Consider the following 18,677-nt stretch of genomic DNA (forward strand, 5'->3'; position numbering starts at 1 on the left):
GAAGGCTTTATCCATGGGCAAAATCCTGACCATAGCGGACCTGAAGCAACAGGCTCAGCGCCGTGTGCCAAAAATGTTTTTCGACTACGCCGATAGCGGCGCTTGGACGGAAGGCACCTACCGCGCCAATGAGGATGATTTTTCGAAGATAAAGCTGCGCCAGCGCGTGCTGGTTGATATGACCGACCGGTCGCTGGCGACCGAAATGGTCGGCCAGAAGGTGTCCATGCCGGTAGCGCTCTCCCCCACCGGCCTCACCGGCATGCAGCATGCCGATGGCGAAATGCTGGCCGCACAAGCGGCGGAGGAATTCGGCGTGCCCTTCACGCTCTCCACCATGAGCATCTGCTCCATAGAGGATGTCGCCTCGGTCACCTCGAAACCCTTCTGGTTCCAGCTTTACGTGATGAAGGATCGTGACTTCGTCAACAATCTGATCGACCGCGCCAAGGCCGCCGGATGCTCTGCGCTGGTGCTGACCCTCGACCTGCAGATTCTCGGCCAGCGCCATAAGGATCTGCGCAACGGCCTCTCCGCACCGCCGAAATTCACCCCGAAACATATCTGGCAGATGGCGACCCGGCCGAAATGGTGCATGGACATGGCTCGCACCAAGCGCCGCAGCTTCGGCAATATCGTCGGCCACGCCAAGAATGTCTCCGACCTGTCATCGCTCTCCTCCTGGACGGCCGAACAATTCGATCCGCGCCTGTCCTGGAAGGATGTCGAGTGGATCAAGCAGCGCTGGGGCGGCAAGCTGATCCTCAAGGGCATTCTTGACGAGGAAGATGCGCGCGCCTCTCTCGATACCGGCGCCGACGCCATCATCGTCTCCAACCATGGCGGCCGCCAGCTCGACGGCGCGCACTCCTCCATCGCGATGCTGCCGAAGATCGTCGGCGCCGTCGGCGATAAGGTCGAGGTACATATTGATGGCGGCATCCGCTCGGGTCAGGATGTGCTGAAGGCCGTGGCGCTCGGCGCCAGAGGCACCTATATCGGCCGGCCTTTCCTTTATGGCCTCGGTGCCGATGGCAAACAGGGCGTGACGACAGCGCTCGAGATCATCCGCAAGGAGATGGATGTCAGCATGGCGCTTTGCGGCAAGCGGCTGATTACGGATGTGGATCGCAGTATTCTGGCGTGATGGTGACAGAGGGCGGTAGTCTTCTCTTCCGTCATGCCGGACTTGATCCGGCATCCAGCCACGGCGCGTCTGCGCCGTGAGAAATCAGCCTTTCGCGATCAAGGACTTGACCGCACTGGACCCCGGATCAAGTCCGGGGTGACGGAGTGTGTATATCGCCCTCTGTCACCAATCCCACATGCAAATAACCACCCTCAATGCCCCACCGTCTTCGAAAACACATTCACAATCACCACGCCGGTGATGATGAAGCCGAGGCCGACCACGGCGGCGAGATCAAGCGTCTGGCGGAAAACAAAATACCCGATGCCGGAAATCAGCACGATGCCGAGCCCGCTCCAGATCGCATAGGCCACACCGACCGGCAGCGCCCGCAGCGTGAATGACAGCAGATAAAAGGCCGCACCGTAAAACAGCGCCATCAGCACTGTTGGCAGCAACCGGGTGAATTGCTGCGACTGCTGCAGGAAAGAGGTGGCGATGACCTCGCAGACAATGGCCGCGACGAGCGCCCCATAGGTGAAGATTGCCGCGTTCATCGTTCCGTTTCCCTTTTCGTCTGGGCGATCATCCGGGCCTTGAGAGCCACCCTGTCGCCACCTGCCCTGCCGTCATCGGCCAGAAGATCGGCAAACCAGATGCCATCAGCCGCAAGCCGCACCATCTCCAGTACCACCCCGTCATCCGTTTCTTTATGACGGGCAAGGCGCCCCTCGAACCAGCCGGTCCACATGCGCCTGAGCGACGGTTCACCGACCATCGACACCGATAGTGCAGCCCACTGTCTGCCCGAATCCCGGTCTCGATCGGCGAAAACCGCGTTCACATAGGCCCGCGTGAAGCATCCATAAGCTTCACAATCCTGTGAGACGAGCACATCGATTTCCGCGTCCAATGCCGCCAGAAGGTCCGCCATGACAGCCTCCAGCAACGCCTGCTTGGAAGGAAAATGATGAAACAGCCCCCCTTTGGTCACTCCCGCCGCGTCCGCCACCGCCTGCACGGAAAGCGCCGCAACACCCTGATCAGCAGCAAGTTTCGCCGCGCAATCGAGAAGATTGCGGCGCACGATCTCAGGCTGCTTCTTGCGTTCATGTGCATTTGTCATAACAATAAACATACCGGATGGTTGGTTTCTTTTCAAGAAAATTGTGAGGGCAGCCATCGGGTTGAAATTCATACTTAATTAAGCATGAAAACGATCTCTAAAGTTTTAGCGGTTTTGTTGCCGGAAAGTGTCAGTAAAACTTCGTCCATCGCGGCGATCGAACAAAAAGGGGTGGATTATGTCGGGAACGGTCAAACGGGGAATGGCGGGGGGACGGGGTTTCGCACTCACCTTCTTTTGCGCGATCCTCTCATTGCAGGCATCCCCTGCGCAGGCCGGCTATGCCCATTTCATCATGGATGCCAATACCGGCAAGGTTCTGGCCTCCCGAAATGCCGATGTGCTGAACCACCCGGCATCACTCACCAAGATGATGACGCTTTACATGACCTTCGAGGCGCTGCACGCCGGGCGGCTTCGCTGGGACCAGAAGATAACGATGTCCAAGAATGGTGCAGCCGTTATCCCCTCGAAGCTCTATGTGCGACAGGGCAAGACCTTCACCGTGCGCGAGGCTGTTTATGGCATGATCGTCAAATCCGCCAATGACATGGCCGAAGGCATGGGCGATCACCTCGGCGGCTCCGAAGCGCGGTTCGCCGACATGATGACCCGCAAGGCCCGCCAGCTCGGCATGACCAAGACGGTGTTCCGCAACGCCTCCGGCCTGCCCAGCAAATCGCAGGTGACGACCGCGCGCGACATGGCCAAGCTCGGCCTTGCGCTGCAGCGCGACTTTCCCAAGGAATATGGCCTCTTCGCCATGGAATCCTTCAGTTTCCGGGGAAAACGCATCCGTGGCCACAACAATCTGATGTATCGTTATCAGGGCATGGACGGCATCAAGACCGGTTATACCAATGCCTCCGGCTTCAACCTCGTCAGCGCCATCAATCACAATGGCCGCCGCGTCGTCGGCGTCGTGCTGGGCGGTAAGACCGCGCGCAGTCGCGATGCGCAGATGGCCGCCCTTCTCGACAAGGCCGTGCCGCAGGCATCGAGAAGCCGCAATACCGAACAGCTCGTCGCCAGCGCCAGTGTCAGCCGCACCTTCGATGTGCCGCCCGCAGCCGTGCCGCTCCCCATGTTCGCCGAACGCCGCTCCGACCCGGTCGCCATGCAGATCGCCACGGCCAACAACCAGATGGCCGACATGATCCAGGTCTCCGCCATTCCGAAACCCGCACCCGCCGCTGCCATTGGCCAGCCCACGGGCCAGAGAAGCCGCTGGGAAGTGCAGATTGCCGCAACCGACAGCGAAGCCGCCGCACGCTCGCTGCTCGCCAATGCCCGTTCCAACATCGGCAGCTATGCCGGGATCGCTCCCTATACCGAAGCAGTACAAAGCGGATCGGCGACGCTCTACCGCGCCCGGTTCACCGGCTTCGAAGATCAGTCTTCGGCCGTTTCCGCCTGCAAGGAACTGAAGGCGCAATCCTACGCCTGCGTGGTGATGACCAGCGAGGGGTGATGACTAGCGCTTCAGCCAGCCGTTCTCCAGGGCATCAGCCAGATAGGGAATGCCGTTGACCCGCGCCATTTCGGACATGGCCAGATTGTCGTAACGGATATTCCGGAAATAGACCTGCCAACCGCGCCCGGTCTCTTCCAGCACGGCATAGGTGGCGAGCGGATGGCCGGCCTCGACGTGATGGTCGAAAGGCGTGTCGTCCTTCCAGCCGGGGCAGCCGACGCTGCCGGGATTGACGATCAGCCGGCCATCGGAAAGCTGCACGGCACGGGGAATATGCGTGTGGCCGCACAGCATCAGCGGCTGGGTGATACCATCAGCCATGGCTTCGATTTCGGCGAGCGGCCGCAATTTCAAAACGCCTTCCGGCGAAAGCGTCTCGAGCCAATATTCCAGATCGCCGCGCGGTGAGCCGTGGCAGCAATAGGCGACGTCCTTGAACACCATGCTGAACGGCAGCGTTTGCAGCCAGTCCATATGGGCTGGGCTCAGCTGCGCATGCGCGGGTCGTTCCCAGCTCCCCATCTCCTCCGGCGCGCGCTCGATCAGCTCGCGATCATGATTGCCGCGAATGCTGGGTATCCAGTTGCCAACAAGCACATCGCCGGTAAATCCCGCTTCCAGCGGACCGCTGAAACAATCACCGAGATTGACGATGTCCTTGATGCCAAGCCTGGCGATATCCTCCAGCACGGCTTCGAGTGCGGCGCAGTTTCCGTGAATATCGGCAATGGCGGCAAAGATCATGGCGATCAGCTTCCTCGATAGGTCGAATAGCTATAGGGCGAAAGCAAAAGCGGCACATGGTAATGGCCGCTCTCATCGGCAATACCGAAACGGATCGGGATAATATCGAGAAAGGCCGGCTCCGGAAGCGCGATGCCCTTGCCGCGCAGATAATCACCGGCATGGAAAACCAGTTCATATTCGCCGGCCTTGAAACTGTCGCCGACAAGCAGCGGCCCGCCATCAACACGGCCGTCGTTATTGGTCTTCACCGTCTTCAGCTTCTCGCGGCGATCACCGGAGAGCCGGTAAAGCTCGATCACCAGCCCTTCGGCGGGTGTGCCATGGGCGGCATCGAGCACATGGGTTGTCAAACCGGTCATAGGCTGGGCTCCGCGATCATATAGGGCTTATCGAAAAAATACTCTTCCAGATTGTTGCCCGGTCCCTCGCGGTCGGCAACCAGAAAATCCGAAACAGTTTGCAATGGCATCAGCGGATAATGCCAGACATTGCGGCGGTAATTCACACCCTGGTCCCCGCGCGCCAGAAATACCTGCGGCCGCGCCGGACGGCCTCCGTCATCTTCCGCAACGACGACGAGGAAAGGCCTGCTGGACAGTGGCGAAAAACTCTGGCTGCCGAGCGGATGCCGCTCCATCATCTCGATGTTATGCGGGAACACCCGCGGCTGCCCCCGGAAGATGTTGAGGATGATGCGTGCGCCCTCGCCCGCCGCCTCGGGTGCGGCAAGCGCATGATGCCGTTCGGTCTGGCCGCCATTGATGGCCCGCATGGAGGAAGGCGTGATTTCGATCACATCGCCGAAGGATGCGAAAGCCTCTTTGGTGAGAGGTTCTATGTCGAGAAAATCAGTCAAATGTCATTCACCTTGGGCATGCCAGTTTTGCAGAAGTAAGAGTCTGTCCAGAAGATCCGGTATAGCCGTCTGTGTCGTATCCCAAACGGTTTCCAGATTGATGCTCAGATATCCGTGCGCGATCCTGTTCCGCATGCCGCGCATCTTGACCCACGGGATATCCGGAAAATCCGCCACGAAAGCCGGAAACTCTTCCATTATCCGCGCCGTCGTTTCGCCGATAATCAGAAGGTTCATCGCCACCGCCCGTTGACGGACCAGGTCAGCCAGAAATTCGTCCTTTGTCTTCAATCGAACGAATTCGATGGTTTCCGAAGCAATCTGTCTGATGTCCTGAAGATAAACATGCAGTCGCTCGGCGCTCATACGGGCTTCGCTTCCTGCAAAACCTTCACACGAACACGCTCGGGAAAATCCCCTGGCGTCAATAGATGAATTTCTGTGCCGCGCATGATGGCTGATAGCTCTTCCAACAAGCCGCCCAGATCAAACAAGGTGGCACCCGGCAATGCATCCACCAGAATGTCGAGATCGCTGTCCGGCCGGTCCTCACCGCGGGCGACGGAGCCGAACACGCGCGGGTTCGCCGCGTTGAAGCGCTTCGTCGCTTCGCGGATCGCTTCCCTGTTCTTTTCCAGCACCTCGGAAGGTCTCATGATCTCCATCTCCAGTCAGCGCGATTCTAGCAGAACGACCCCAACTCGCCAATTCAGCCTTCCGGCAGCATCGCGGAAAGACGCAGCCAGGCGATCTTTTCCACCTGCGCCGTCGCAGTCTCAAATTCTTCGGCCGCATCATTGCCGATACGTGTCTCGAACGCCGAGAGAATATCGTGCCTGTTCAGCCCCTTGACCGCGATGATGAAGGGAAAGCCGAATTTTTCGGTATAGGCGCTGTTCAATTCGGTAAAACGGGCATGTTCTTCCGGGGTAAGACGGTCCAGCCCCGCACCGGCCTGTTCGTTGCGGCTGTCGGCTGTCAACTCGCCCGCGATCGCCAGCTTGCCGGCAAGATCGGGATGCGCCCGCAACACGCCGAGCCTTTCCGCCTCGGAAGCGACGCGAAACTGCCCGCTAAGCGCAGCGTGAACCGCCTTCGCCGTCAGTTCCAGGCCCGCTCCGCCGGCATCATAGGCCCGTTCTGCGATGAAGGGCGAATGTTCGAACACGCCGCCGAAGCGGGCGACAAAGTCCTCACGGGTCACCATCAGAGCGCCTCCGGCTTGTGATGCTCATGCCAGTGACGGGCGATCTCGATGCGCTGCGGGATCCACACTTTCTCATGGCCGAGCACATATTCGATGAAACGGCGAAGTGCTGCCGCGCGGCCGGGACGGCCGACAAGGCGGCAATGCAGGCCGACGCTCATCATCTTCGGCGCGCCTTCAATACCTTCCTGATAAAGCACATCGAAAGCATCCTTCAGATAGGTGAAGAACTGGTCGCCGGAATTGAACCCCTGCGGCGTGGCGAAACGCATATCGTTGGTTTCAAGCGTATAGGGAATGATCAGGAAAGGCTCATCCTTCGCGCCCTTCACCCAATAGGGCAGATCGTCGGCATAGGAGTCCGACGAATAGACGAAACCGCCCTCTTCCATGACAAGACGCAGCGTATTGTCGGAAGGCTTGCCCTGATACATGCCATAGGGACGCTCGCCGGTAACCTCCGTGTGCAGACGCACGGCTTCGACTATGTGCTTGCGCTCCTCCTCTTCGGAAAAATCCTTGTATTCCAGCCAACGGTAACCGTGGCTGGCGATTTCCCATCCCGCTTCCTTCATCGCCGCGACAGCTTCGGGGTTGCGGGCCATGGCGGCGGTCACGCCATAAACGGTGGTGGTGACGCCGAGACCGGTGAACATGCGCCACAGCCGCCAGAAGCCGGCGCGCGAGCCATATTCGTAAATCGATTCCATGTTCAGGTTGCGCTGGCCGGGCCAGGGCTGCGCACCGACGATTTCCGACAGCAGCGATTCCGACGCCTTGTCATTGTCGAGAATGCAGCTCTCGCCGCCCTCCTCATAATTGATGACGAACTGCACGGCGATGCGCGCGCCGCCCGGCCATTTTGGATCGGGAACATTGCGACCGTAGCCCACCAGATTGCGGGAGTAATTTTCGGAAATCATTCAGCCACCCAGACCATCTCTCCCAAAGCGGAAACCGATCAGGGAGACATAAAACAGACCTCTGAAGCGCGATGACACCGAGGGAGCACAACACACGCTTCAGATATGCGATATCCGAACGGTAGCATCCGCATCCGGAATGTCGAGATCAATCTTGCCGACATTCCGATGCTTTTTTGTATACGATTGCGGCGATGTGCTCTTCAGGCAATCTTGCGGGCGGAAACGCGACCCATGGGGTGAAGCGAGTGTACGCGGAAAGGCGCGCCCGGTTCATCCTCGATGAAAAGCGCAAGGCTGGAGAACTGCAGGGACCGGGTCAGCAACGGCTCGAAAACCTTGCGCACGGCCCGCTCGATCCTCTGGGTGCTGGAAGCTTCCACACCGCCCGTCAGCGACATCTGGAACCGGAACTCGTCCATCACATGCGGGCTGCCCCAGCGATGCAGATTGGTGAGCTGCGAGGCCGAAAGCCGGTCGGGATCCGCCCGCTCGATTTCCGCCTCGGAAAGCGGCGCACGGTAGCGGTCGAATTCCTGCACCACGCGGGCGGCAAAAAAATGCAGCACTTCGCAGGGACGCTCGGGAACAAGACTGAAGACATTGTCGTGCCTTGCCACCACCAGTTGTGGCAACATGAAAGGATCCTGCCTGCCGGAAAAATACATCAGGTCCCGCAAAAGCGCTGCTTCGGAATGGCCTTCGGCAAGGCGGAAGGGAGCCTTGATCGTGCCATGGAAACCATACCGGCGCGGCAGGGCCGTATGGTAGGAAATCTCCTGCATGCCGAGGTCGATCGTGCCCGGAGGCTCCACCGCCTGACCGGAATAGACATCGCGCCCCAACCACGCGGCGGCCGCCTGCGTCAGGGGGTCATTGGGGGAAGGCGTGAAATGAATGGCGTATCGCATGCGCTGTCACCTCGCCGCAAATGCGGACAAACCGGCCTCTTTGCAGGCCAGCAGATAAGTGATTTGCGTGACAGATTAACGACGTGGGCGGCCTGATCAGAACTTTCTAAAGTCCGCGACGGCAATACTCACGTGTTGTTGAAGGTGAAAGCCCGAGGGGATGACAGGCGTGTGACCACACACGGTCTGAAACGCCGCATCGGCAAGAAAATGTGCAAGACCGAAGCTGACCTTGAAGCCGCCGGTCAGCGCAACGATCCTCGGATGGCCGGGGATCGCGCCCACCATCGGGTCCCTCCCCACCGCCTTCGGCCGCAGCCCGGCCCAGCGTTCCAGCACCGGCGCGCCGGCAAGCGAGGGAACAACGGCAGACGCGTCGGCAAGCAGTTTTTCAAGCTTTTCATCGGTACTTAAGGGATCGGAAAAACAATCTTCGCTGGTACTGCCGATCGCAACGGTGCCGTCTTCATGCGGCACGATATAAAGTCCGTTCAGAAAAACGACCGGCATCGCCGGGTCGACCGCCGCGTCGAGAAGCGCTGCCTGCCCCTTCACCGCCTGCCCGAGCGTAACGCCCGCCTCCAGACCGAGAGCATCGCGGATCAAGGGAAAAGAATCATGCCCGTTGGCAACAATGACATGGCCGAAAGCAACCTCGTCGCCTGACGACAGCACCGCCCGCCCGGCATCCGCGTCAAGCGAAAGGACGCGGCAACCCTGCGCCAGCCGCACATGCCGCGCCCTGTCAAGAAAAGCCGAAAGAAGGGCGATCATCGCACGCGGCGAGACCCGCGCCGCCAGCGTATCGAACACGAAACCCGCCTCACCCGCCGCGTCATCCACCCAGCCCGCAACCGAAGGGCTGTCGCCGACATGCCAATGGAACCGGCGCTCACCCGACACCCAGTTCTCCAGCGCATCCAGTTCATGCCGCTCGGCAATGGCGCGCAGATGCGGCTTCGGCAGTGGAATGATCCGGCCTGAGCGGCGGTAGCCGGCCGAAAGCCCGGTCTCCGCTTCCAGCCCGGCGATCTCTTTTTCCAGCGCAACGAGGGCATCGAACTGGAACTGCTTCTTGTCCGACCAGCGATCCGGCATATGCGGCATCAACGCGCCCAGCAGCCCGCCGCTGGCGCCGCCGCCGGGGCGATCCGCCTCCACCAGCAATGTATCGATGCCGAGCCTTTCCGCCTTGACGGCGGCCCACAGCCCCATAATGCCGCCGCCGATGATGAGGAGCGGCATGGAAGCCGGCAATCTTGGCGATTGACCCTGTTCGAAACCGGGATTATCGGCTTTAGCCATGAAACATTCCAACGAAACTATCACAGAGACTGGCCCAGAAACCGGCGCAGCGACCGGAGAACCCCCCACCGCGCTCGACTGGCGTGACGGGGATATGCCCTATTCACTGGCCTTTGACGACCATTTTTATTGCCAGACGGACGGCAGGCTGGAATGCGGCCATGTCTTCCTCTCCGGAAACGGCCTGCCAGAGCGCTGGCTCGAACGGGAGGGTGTCTTCCGCATCGGCGAACTCGGCTTCGGCACCGGGCTTAACCTCTGCGAGACATGGCGCCAATGGAAAGAGGCCCGCAACGGCCGCTCCAGGCTGCATTTCATCTCCTTCGAACTCTACCCGATGAAGGCGGAGGAAATCGACCGGGCGCTTTCCCGCTGGCCGGAAGTGGATGCCGAACGCAAGGCGCTCACCGCGCTCTGGCCTGCCGAGCCGAAAGGCCGGGTCGAGATCCAGCTCGATGACGAAACGCAGCTGACGGTGGTTTGCGGCGAGGCGCTCGCCGGCATTTCCGCAAGCGCGGAAAGTTTCGACGCCTGGTTTCTCGATGGCTTCGCACCCGCGCGCAATCCGGACATGTGGTCGCTGGAGATCATGCAGGCGCTTTTCGCAAAGACGACGCCGGGAGGCACATTCGCCACCTATGCCGCCGCCGGATTCGTTCGCCGCAACCTCATCGCCGCCAGTTTTGAGCTGGAGCGCCGGAAAGGATTTGCCGGGAAGCGCGAGATGCTCTGCGGCACCAAGCCCTTCGGCTGACGCCAGGCAGAAGCATATTCTAGTCGGAAACTCAGACGCCCGGCGCGTCGCGGCGCGGCATGTTTTCGCCCAGCCATTGCGCGATCTTGTCTTCAAGCGTTTCCGGGCTGATGGGCTTCGACAGATAATCATCCATGCCCGCCTCCAGGCATAGTTCCCGATCCGCCTCCTGCGTATGGGCGGTAACGCCGATGATCGGCACATGCCTGCCGTCGGCGGCGGTCTGTTCGGCCGCGCGGATGGCCTGCGTCGCCTGATGCCCGTTCATGACCGGCATCGAGACATCCATCAAGATGATGGCAGGATTTTTCTCCTGCCACGCCTGTACGGCTTTCTTGCCATTACCGACGATCAGAAAACGCAGACCCGCCTGCTGCAATATCTGGGTGAAAACAATCTGGTTGACGTCATTGTCCTCGGCCACCAGCACATCGACAAGGCTGGGCCGATGCCGCGCCGGCACCGCCGGTGATATATCAGCCCGCTGTTTCCTTTCGACGGCGCCGTTTTCCGGCCGGATGGCGCCCTCACCGCGGCCTGTCTCACGCGGGGACGGAGCCTGCCGGGCGCGCTTCAGCCGCACATCCCGCACCACATCGAACAGGGTGGAGCGCAGGAGCCGCGCCCGCGCCGGCTTCATCAGATGCGCCTGCACGTTGAGATCGGTAAAGAGCGTCTCGTCACCGACGACATCCATGGAGGTCAGGAAAACAATGGCGATGTCGTCAAAGCGCGCATCCGCGCGGATGCGCTCCACCACATCCAGCCCGTTCATGACGGGCATATGATAATCGAGAATGATGGCGTCGAGGGAAAAGCCGAGCGAGGCTGCCTCCTGCAACACGGCGATGCCGGAAGGCCCGTCTTCCACCGCATGGCCGTCTACGCCCCAGCTTCTCAGCTGCTCCGTCAATATGCGGCGATTGACATCGTTATCGTCGATCACGAGCACACGGATATCGTCGATCGCCACGGAAAGAAGCGGAAGCTCGCGCTGTCTCTCGATCACCTGAAACGGAATATTGACTTCGAAGGCCGATCCCTTGCCGACGTCGCTGACGACATTGATCGCGCCGTCGAACAGACCGACGAGGCCGACCGTGATCGCCAGCCCCAGCCCCGTTCCTTCGTGTCGGCGCGTCGCGGAGCCATCGACCTGGCTGAACTTGTCAAAGATGGTTTCGAGCTTGTCTGCCGGAATGCCGATGCCGCTGTCTTCGACGCGCAATGACAGAATGGCCTCGGACGCTTCCGCCGACCGCGCCGAAAGCTCGACCAGCACATGCCCCGTTTCCGTAAACTTGACGGCGTTTCCAACGATATTGGTGACGATCTGCCGAAAGCGTCCGGCATCGCCGATGACCTTGCCGAAGACAGAAGCATCGATCCGGACGATCAGCTCGATGTCCTTTTCCAGCGCCGCCGAGGACAGCAGCGACACCACATCCTCGACCGCCTCCGCCGGATCGAAAGGCACGCTGCGCAGCTTCATCTGCCCGGCCTCGATCTTCGAGAAATCGAGAATATCATTGATGATCGTCAGAAGCGCATTGCCTGACTTGACGATGATATCGGTAAAGGTCTTCTGCCGCGTATCGAGATTGGACTTGGCCAGAAGCTCCGCCATGCCGAGAACGCCATTCATCGGCGTGCGGATTTCATGGCTCATATTGGCCAGGAATTCCGATTTGGCCCGATCGGCCGCTTCCGCGCGTGACAGCAGCCGCTGTAATTCCTCTTCACGCAGCTTCATCTCGGTCACATCGGTAACGATGATGAGCCAGTAATTGCCGGAACTGTTGGTGGCTTCCAGATTGAGCCAGCTTTTGCCGGCGACATGGATGAGCCAAGAAAACGGCCGGTTGGCGGCGATATTCTCCCTCCAGGCGGCAAGCGTCCCGGCCGCTTCGTCAGCCGTGCCGAAATCCCCGCGCCCGGCGCAATGGGCGAAGAAACCCGACCAGTTGCAGCCCTTTTCCAGAAGATGCGGCGGCACGTCGAACATGCGCGCCATCGCCTCGTTGGACATGATGATCGTGCCCTGCTCGACCAGCACCAGCCCCTGCGCCATGGCGCGCGTGGCGCCCTGCATATATTCGCCGACCCGCTCCAGTTCGGCCTTCGCCTTGCTGATCTCAACATCGCGCATGCGCACATCGGTGACATCGGCATAGGTGCTGAGGATTTTTCCGCCTTCGAGCCGGGTTTTCGAAATGACGGTGACCTTGCCGCTTTTGCTGCGCACCTCGCGCGGCGCAAAGACCTCCTCCTGCAGAAGCCGCTGCACCCGCTCGCCATAGACCTCATCGAAAGGTCTGTCGCCATAGTCATAAAGGCCGCTGTCGAAATTCATCTCCATGAATTCGCGATAGCTTTTGCCGACCAGCGACTTCTCGCCGCCGATCTCGCCCCAGACCTCATAGAAGAACGGATTGACATATTCGATGACGAGATCGGCGCTGAGCAGCAGCACGCCCACCGGCAGGGCATGGAGAACCGCTTCGAGCTGGCGGTGCAGCGCCTCAGCCTCGGCCTGCGCCGCGATCAGCGCCTTTTCCCGGTCCTGCAACAGGCTGGCATCGGTGACCGAGCCCACCAGATAATATTCATCGTCAGGCGTCGCCACCCGGCCGAGCCTTGTGATGACGGGAACGACCCTGCCATCCGAAAGCGGAACGCTTCCCGTCTTTTCAACGGCCTCTCCGGTTCGCAGAATATGCTCGTTTTCCCGCTGGAACTGCAGGCCTTCCTCCGGAAACATCTCGCATTCGGTCTTGCCGATATGGTCGGCGAGGCTGCCCCCCAGATATTTCTCATAGGCCGCATTGGCAAAGGTCAGCCGCCTGTCCTGATCCCTCAGGAACACGCCGACCGGCAATTGCTCCAGTGCGGCGCGCAGAAGCCAGGTCTCGCGAATCTGCGTGCTCAGAAGCGTCTCATGCGCCTTGAACTCGGTGACATCCACCCGCAGCCCGACAAGCATGCCGTTTTCCAGCCGCTTGTTGACCATGCGCACCCAGCGGCCATCGGCAAACTGCTCCACCCTTTCGAGATAGGGCAGGGAAAACTCCCGCAACTGCTCCTGCATCCACCCTTCGAATGCCGGATCGTCTTCTTTCGCATCGCGGTAGCCGCTCGAAAAATAAATGGCCCTCATCAGCGTCTCGAGCGGGACGCCGGCCTTCAGTTCGACACCGAGGGCGCTGTAGAACTCCCTGAACCGGGCGTTGCAGTAGACCAGCCGGTTTTCGCGGTCATAAATGACGATACCCGCATCAACGAGATCGATCACGCCGCTGTCAAACAGCAGGTCCGAAGCGCTGCCGGCGTCAGGAAAAATCTCCACGACGGCGGACGGCATGTCCTCGAACACTTCGAACAGGAACAGATTGCCATCGTCACCGGTGAAACGTTCGCAACGAAGCGTATATGGCCCGGACGAATCCGCGCCATGGCAGGCGATCATCTCATCCGTGGCGAAGACCAGCGAGCGGCGCTCCCTGTCCTCCCGCTCGGCATCGCGAATATCCGCGGAAAGAGCAAGGCTGGTGTATCCTTTGAACGCTCCGGACGGGCGTCCCATGACCCGGCCATAGGCGGCGTTGACCGCGACATAGCGCAGCTCGCTGTCCTTGATGCACGCGGGCAGGTCCAGGGCGGCCACAGCCCTGCAAGCCTTTTCCAGCAACCCGCAGCCTTCGGTCAATCGATACTCCACACCCTGCAGTCCATTCTTGTCGAATCAAATAGTTCTGGACGCCGTCGCAAAAACGTTATGTGAGAAAATCGATCTTTGCTATGTATCCGACGGTGCCGTTACCCTTTTTTAACCATATTCTTCGCCTGCGCCTGTGCCGTCACGGTATTCGCCAGCCACCGAGATGCATGGCTGCCATGCGCCCTCCTGCGGCCGTGTTACAAAACTATTGCTTGACTTTGACGCACAAAACGCCCACATGCCCCTCAAGCTTTCACCTTTGGCAGCCGCGTGAGCTGCAGCGTATGACCAGAAAAACTTCCTTAAAAAAGGAATCTGGCCCGCATGAAGGAAAAGCGCAAAGAATACAGAAGACGGCATGTGCCGCACTGATGCGCAGAAAGTTATTCCAACCCACAAGTTCCCAATTCACGCGGGGTTCTTGACGCCGAGACCACCGGACAGCAGCCCTGCTCCGGATGAGTTTGTTTTGGCGCCCCGAAAGGCATTATATTGACCAGTTTTAGCGAACTCGGCCTCTCCGAAAAGATCGTGGCCAGCGTTACCCAGCTTGGCTATACGACCCCTACTCCCATTCAGGCAAAGGCCATTCCGCTGCTGCTCGAAGGCCGCGACCTGATCGGCCTCGCACAGACCGGCACCGGCAAGACCGCCGCTTTCGGCCTGCCCATCATCGAAATGCTGATGAAGCAGGCGGACCGCCCGGCAAATCGCACCTGCCGCACCCTTATCCTCGCCCCGACGCGCGAGCTGGTGAACCAGATCGGTGAAAACCTGCGCTCCTTCGTGAAGAAGACGCCGCTGCGCATCAACCAGGTGGTCGGCGGCGCATCGATCAACAAGCAGCAGCTCCAGCTCGAAAAGGGCACGGATATTCTGGTGGCGACCCCCGGCCGCCTGCTTGATCTCATCGCCCGCAACGCCATCTCGCTCTCCAAGGTCACCTATCTGGTGCTTGATGAAGCGGACCAGATGCTCGATCTCGGCTTCATCCACGACCTCCGCAAGATTTCCAAGATGGTCCCGGCCAAGCGCCAGACGCTTCTGTTCTCGGCCACCATGCCGAAGGCGATCGCCGATCTGTCGCATAACTACCTGACCGATCCGGTCAAGGTCGAAGTGACGCCTCCGGGCAAGGCTGCCGACAAGGTCGAGCAGTACGTGCATTTCGTGGCCGGCAAGAACGACAAGACCGATCTCCTGAAGAAGTCGCTCAACGAGAACCCTGATGGCCGCGCCATCGTGTTCCTGCGCACCAAGCACGGCGCCGAGAAGCTCTACAAGCATCTCGAACATATCGGCTTCAAGGTCGCCTCCATCCACGGCAACAAGAGCCAGGGCCAGCGCGAGCGGGCACTGAAGGGCTTCAAGGATGGTGAGATCAAGGTACTGGTCGCAACCGACGTCGCTGCCCGCGGCATCGACATTCCGGCCGTAACGCATGTCTTCAACTATGACCTGCCGGAAGTGCCTGACGCCTATGTCCACCGCATCGGCCGTACCGCCCGCGCCGGCCGCGACGGCATCGCCATCGCATTTTGCGCACCGGACGAAACCCGTCTGCTGCATGACATCGAAAAGCTGATGAAGATCGATATTCCGGTCGCATCCGGCGAACGTCCGGCCGGTCTCGCCAGCCCGACGCGCCCCAACAACAACCGCGGCGGCCGCAACAACAATGGTGGCCAGCAGCGCGGCCCGCGTGAAGGCGGACGTCACAATGGCGAGTCCCGCCCGTCCCGCCACCATGCACCGCGCGATGCCGACAACGATCTGGAAGTCACCTCCGACTTCAAGCGCGTCAAGACGGCGGAAGGCGATGCAGGCCGCCCGGCCGGCCCGCGCAAACAACGCCGCCCGGCCCGCAAGCCCGGCGGCAGCGGCGCCAACCGCCACGCCCCTGCCGGCGGCAACGGCCAGGAAAAGCGCGCTTCCGGCAACGGCAATCGCGGCCGCAACCGCTAAGTTGCACGGAGTGGATTGAGGACGCGCGGCATTGCCGGGCGTCCTTCTCCCTGGCGGGGAGAAGGTGGACCGAAGGGTCGGATGAGGGGGTAACGTTGCCGTATCTCACCACCCTTGCCCCCTCATCCCGCTGCCGCGACCTTCTCCCCGGCGGGGAGAAGAAACAAGCGGCACGCACTCGCCAATAATCAAGCCCCGCAGCCACAGCCGGCCAGCGGGGCTTTTCTTTGCCCTCACCCGCCCTGCGCGACCGGACGACGCCTTGACGGCAGGGTCATGGCCAGCACACCGGCAATGACGCAGACAAGACCGACCCACATGGCAAGCGTCGGCATTTCCCCCAGAAACGCCATGCCGATGGCGACGCCGACCGGCACCCTGAGATAGGCCTGCGAGGTGGTGCCGACCGAACCAAGCGTCTGCATCAGCCGGAAATAGATCATGAAGGCGAGCGCGGTCGAAAAGACGCTGAGGCACACCAGTGCGGTCAGTGACGCCGCCGAAGGCAACAACGTCCAGGGTCGGTCAACGATCACGCTCACGGGCAATAGCAGGACAGCACCGCAGATGAGTGAACCGGCGGCCGGCATGACCGGATCAAGCCCTTTGAAATTTTTACTGAAAATGGCCGCACAGGCATAGGAAAAAGCTGCCGTCAGCACGGCGAGCTGGCTCCATATCGCCTCCCCCGCACCGCTTAAGGCTTCGACGCCGATGATGAGGCACACGCCCGTCATGCCGGCAATGGTGCCAAACAGCTTGCGCCCGCTGACCGGCTCGTGCCGGATGACGAGCGCCGTGAGAAGAAAGGTGAAGATCGGCGTCGTCGCATTGAGAATGACGGCGAGACCGGCATCGATGCTCTGCTCCGCCCAGGCAATCAGCGTGAAGGGCAGAACGCTGTTGATACAGGCCTGAATGAAGAACAGCCGCCACGTCGCAAAATCCGTGGGCAGGCGCAGCCCGCGCAACCGGATCACCACGTAGAGCAGCAGACCGGCAATCAGCGTGCGCAATGCGATGAAGGTGATGGGCGGTATCGTCTCCACCCCGATCTTGATGAAAGTGTAGGATGCGGCCCACAGCGTGGACAGCAGGGCGAGAAGCAGCAATTCGCGGGTGATGGTGTTCTGAGGGGTCACGGATCAATTTTCCTACTGCGTTCAGGATGGCGCGTTCTAACCCGAAAACAAGCTTCGATGCTTCGGCCGCGGCCGAAGTTTCAATCCTTTTCAAAAAAAGAAGCTCCGCATGGCGTGACCATGCGGAGCTTCGGCAAAAGAGATCGATGACAGTTCGGGCAGATCAGGCCCGGCGCTCATCCACCGAGAAGGCGCCCGGACCGGCAACGAACAGATAGAGGAAGATGAAGCAGAACAGGATGGCGGCATCACCACCGTTCAGGGCCGGGAAGAAGTTGCTGGGCGCGTGCGCCATAAAATAGGCGACCGCCATCTGGCCGGACAGGATGAAGGCGACCGGGCGCGTGAACAGGCCGATCAGCACGAGAATGCCGCCGATGAGTTCCAGAAGCGCCGCCACCAGCAGCATCGTCGGCAGGGAGCCATCCATCTGCGATGCCGGAAAACCGAACAGCTTCTGCGTTCCATGCGCAATGAAAAGCAGCGCCGTCATGATGCGCAGCGCCCCGAGTGCCTGCGGGCGATAGCGGGAGAGAGAGTCGAAAGTTGCCATGGTCATGTGTCCCCGTTGAAGTGATGCCGCGCTCGATACAGCGCATTTAAGCCTTTATGGATACACGTCTCGAACACCGGAAATCACGTTTCCGATATAGCAGAACTCCCTTAAATACCTAAAGGGAGGCATTCTACACATGGTTGATTTTCCAGCATAAAATTGGCCTTCCGCCGAAAAAATCAACTCAAGGGTACAGGCATTTTCTTGCGTGGAAAAGGCGGAAAAATCCGCCTTTACGTCACGCCTGCAAGACGACGACCTTCGAACCCACCGGCACGCGGCTGTAGAGATCGATGATATCGTGGTTCAGCATGCGGATGCAGCCGCTCGACATGGCGTGGCCGATGGATTGCGGCTGGTTGGTGCCATGCAGACGGAACATGGTGTCGTTGCCGCCGCGATAGAGGTACAGCGCGCGCGCGCCGAGCGGATTGCTGGGGCCACCGGGCATGCCGGCTGCAAATTTCAGATTGCGCGGATCACGGCGCATCATATTGGCGGTCGGCGTCCAGGACGGCCATTCCGCCTTGCGGCCGATATAGGCATCGCCCTTCAGCGCAAGGCCCTGACGACCGACACCGACGCCGTAGCGCATGGCGCGACCATCGCCCAGAACGTAATAGAGCCGCCGCGCCGGCGTATCCACCACAACCGTTCCGGCCGGGTGTCTGGTGTCGTAAGTGACTTCCTGCCGGCGGAGCTCCGGCTTGACCTTATCGAGATGCATGGCGGGAAGCGGGAATTTCTCTTCCGGCTTTGCCCCATAATTCAGCCTTTGCTGGCCAATACCCGTATTGGCGCAGCCGGCCAGAAACAGCGGCAATCCGAACAGAACACCACGACGTGAAATAGACATGTAACCCC

At 60.3% G+C, this 18,677-nt stretch carries 19 protein-coding genes; 4 read left to right on the forward strand and 15 right to left on the reverse strand.

Annotated elements, in window-relative coordinates; translation table 11 throughout:
• Positions 1-13 precede the first annotated feature (13 nt).
• On the forward strand, positions 14-1,147 hold the full coding sequence (locus ASB65_RS20475; protein WP_060725198.1) for an alpha-hydroxy acid oxidase: 1,134 nt from the start codon (positions 14-16) through the stop codon (positions 1,145-1,147).
• 194 nt (positions 1,148-1,341) lie between these two features.
• On the opposite strand, the gene ASB65_RS20480 is transcribed toward ASB65_RS20475, so the two are convergent.
• The gene (locus tag ASB65_RS20480; protein ID WP_003509523.1) at positions 1,342-1,686 is read right to left on the reverse strand and encodes a DMT family transporter; all 345 of its coding nucleotides are present in this window, start codon (positions 1,684-1,686) and stop codon (positions 1,342-1,344) included.
• Entirely contained in the window at positions 1,683-2,267 is a 585-nt protein-coding gene (locus tag ASB65_RS20485) for a TetR/AcrR family transcriptional regulator (RefSeq protein WP_060725199.1), read from the reverse strand. Before ASB65_RS20485 ends, ASB65_RS20480 begins: the two co-directional genes overlap by 4 nt.
• A 190-nt stretch (positions 2,268-2,457) precedes the next feature.
• Between ASB65_RS20485 and ASB65_RS20490 the strand changes: the two genes are divergently transcribed.
• Positions 2,458-3,726 (forward strand): D-alanyl-D-alanine carboxypeptidase, encoded by a 1,269-nt coding sequence (locus ASB65_RS20490; protein WP_060725200.1) that lies wholly within the window; start codon positions 2,458-2,460, stop codon positions 3,724-3,726.
• A gap of 3 nt (positions 3,727-3,729) precedes the next feature.
• Here ASB65_RS20490 and ASB65_RS20495 read toward each other — a convergent pair whose 3' ends face one another.
• The 9 genes from ASB65_RS20495 to ASB65_RS20535 all read right to left on the reverse strand — a co-directional run bounded on the left by ASB65_RS20495 (position 3,730) and on the right by ASB65_RS20535 (position 9,678).
• Positions 3,730-4,473, reverse strand: a complete 744-nt coding sequence (locus ASB65_RS20495) for a metallophosphoesterase family protein (RefSeq protein WP_060725201.1) — start codon at positions 4,471-4,473, stop codon at positions 3,730-3,732.
• Positions 4,474-4,478: 5 nt separating this feature from the next.
• Positions 4,479-4,835: a hydroxyisourate hydrolase gene (uraH, locus tag ASB65_RS20500; protein WP_060725202.1), complete on the reverse strand. Its 357-nt coding sequence runs from the start codon at positions 4,833-4,835 to the stop codon at positions 4,479-4,481.
• Entirely contained in the window at positions 4,832-5,332 is a 501-nt protein-coding gene (locus ASB65_RS20505; RefSeq protein ID WP_003509515.1) for an ureidoglycolate lyase, read from the reverse strand. Before ASB65_RS20505 ends, uraH begins: the two co-directional genes overlap by 4 nt.
• A 3-nt stretch (positions 5,333-5,335) precedes the next feature.
• The gene (locus ASB65_RS20510; protein WP_003509514.1) at positions 5,336-5,698 is read right to left on the reverse strand and encodes a DUF86 domain-containing protein; all 363 of its coding nucleotides are present in this window, start codon (positions 5,696-5,698) and stop codon (positions 5,336-5,338) included.
• Positions 5,695-5,988: a nucleotidyltransferase family protein gene (locus ASB65_RS20515; RefSeq protein ID WP_003509513.1), complete on the reverse strand. Its 294-nt coding sequence runs from the start codon at positions 5,986-5,988 to the stop codon at positions 5,695-5,697. The genes ASB65_RS20510 and ASB65_RS20515 overlap by 4 nt, the downstream gene beginning before the upstream one ends.
• 53 nt (positions 5,989-6,041) lie before the next feature.
• Complete coding sequence (uraD, locus tag ASB65_RS20520; RefSeq protein ID WP_060725203.1) at positions 6,042-6,539, reverse strand: 2-oxo-4-hydroxy-4-carboxy-5-ureidoimidazoline decarboxylase; 498 nt, start codon at positions 6,537-6,539, stop codon at positions 6,042-6,044.
• Positions 6,539-7,462: an allantoinase PuuE gene (gene puuE, locus ASB65_RS20525; protein ID WP_060725204.1), complete on the reverse strand. Its 924-nt coding sequence runs from the start codon at positions 7,460-7,462 to the stop codon at positions 6,539-6,541. Before puuE ends, uraD begins: the two co-directional genes overlap by 1 nt.
• A 203-nt stretch (positions 7,463-7,665) precedes the next feature.
• Entirely contained in the window at positions 7,666-8,373 is a 708-nt protein-coding gene (locus ASB65_RS20530) for a DUF1045 domain-containing protein (protein WP_020011455.1), read from the reverse strand.
• A 96-nt stretch (positions 8,374-8,469) separates the two neighbouring features.
• The gene (locus ASB65_RS20535) at positions 8,470-9,678 is read right to left on the reverse strand and encodes an NAD(P)/FAD-dependent oxidoreductase (protein ID WP_060725205.1); all 1,209 of its coding nucleotides are present in this window, start codon (positions 9,676-9,678) and stop codon (positions 8,470-8,472) included.
• Between ASB65_RS20535 and mnmD the strand changes: the two genes are divergently transcribed.
• Positions 9,677-10,432: a tRNA (5-methylaminomethyl-2-thiouridine)(34)-methyltransferase MnmD gene (gene mnmD / locus ASB65_RS20540; RefSeq protein ID WP_060725206.1), complete on the forward strand. Its 756-nt coding sequence runs from the start codon at positions 9,677-9,679 to the stop codon at positions 10,430-10,432. The genes ASB65_RS20535 and mnmD overlap by 2 nt on opposite strands.
• Positions 10,433-10,463: 31 nt before the next feature.
• On the opposite strand, the gene ASB65_RS20545 is transcribed toward mnmD, so the two are convergent.
• Positions 10,464-14,138, reverse strand: coding sequence for a response regulator (locus ASB65_RS20545; protein ID WP_060725207.1), 3,675 nt, complete (start codon positions 14,136-14,138; stop codon positions 10,464-10,466).
• 504 nt (positions 14,139-14,642) lie between these two features.
• Between ASB65_RS20545 and ASB65_RS20550 the strand changes: the two genes are divergently transcribed.
• Positions 14,643-16,115: a DEAD/DEAH box helicase gene (locus ASB65_RS20550; protein ID WP_020809411.1), complete on the forward strand. Its 1,473-nt coding sequence runs from the start codon at positions 14,643-14,645 to the stop codon at positions 16,113-16,115.
• Positions 16,116-16,348: 233 nt separating this feature from the next.
• Here ASB65_RS20550 and ASB65_RS20555 read toward each other — a convergent pair whose 3' ends face one another.
• The 3 genes from ASB65_RS20555 to ASB65_RS20565 all read right to left on the reverse strand — a co-directional run bounded on the left by ASB65_RS20555 (position 16,349) and on the right by ASB65_RS20565 (position 18,669).
• Positions 16,349-17,257 (reverse strand): DMT family transporter, encoded by a 909-nt coding sequence (locus ASB65_RS20555; RefSeq protein WP_060725208.1) that lies wholly within the window; start codon positions 17,255-17,257, stop codon positions 16,349-16,351.
• 163 nt (positions 17,258-17,420) lie between these two features.
• Positions 17,421-17,810, reverse strand: coding sequence for a DoxX family protein (locus tag ASB65_RS20560; protein WP_031233598.1), 390 nt, complete (start codon positions 17,808-17,810; stop codon positions 17,421-17,423).
• A gap of 241 nt (positions 17,811-18,051) precedes the next feature.
• Positions 18,052-18,669, reverse strand: a complete 618-nt coding sequence (locus ASB65_RS20565; RefSeq protein ID WP_003509494.1) for a L,D-transpeptidase — start codon at positions 18,667-18,669, stop codon at positions 18,052-18,054.
• Between the last annotated feature and the right edge of the window lie 8 nt (positions 18,670-18,677).

The sequence above is a fragment of the Agrobacterium tumefaciens str. B6 genome, from assembly GCF_001541315.1.
GTDB classification, from domain to species: domain Bacteria; phylum Pseudomonadota; class Alphaproteobacteria; order Rhizobiales; family Rhizobiaceae; genus Agrobacterium; species Agrobacterium radiobacter.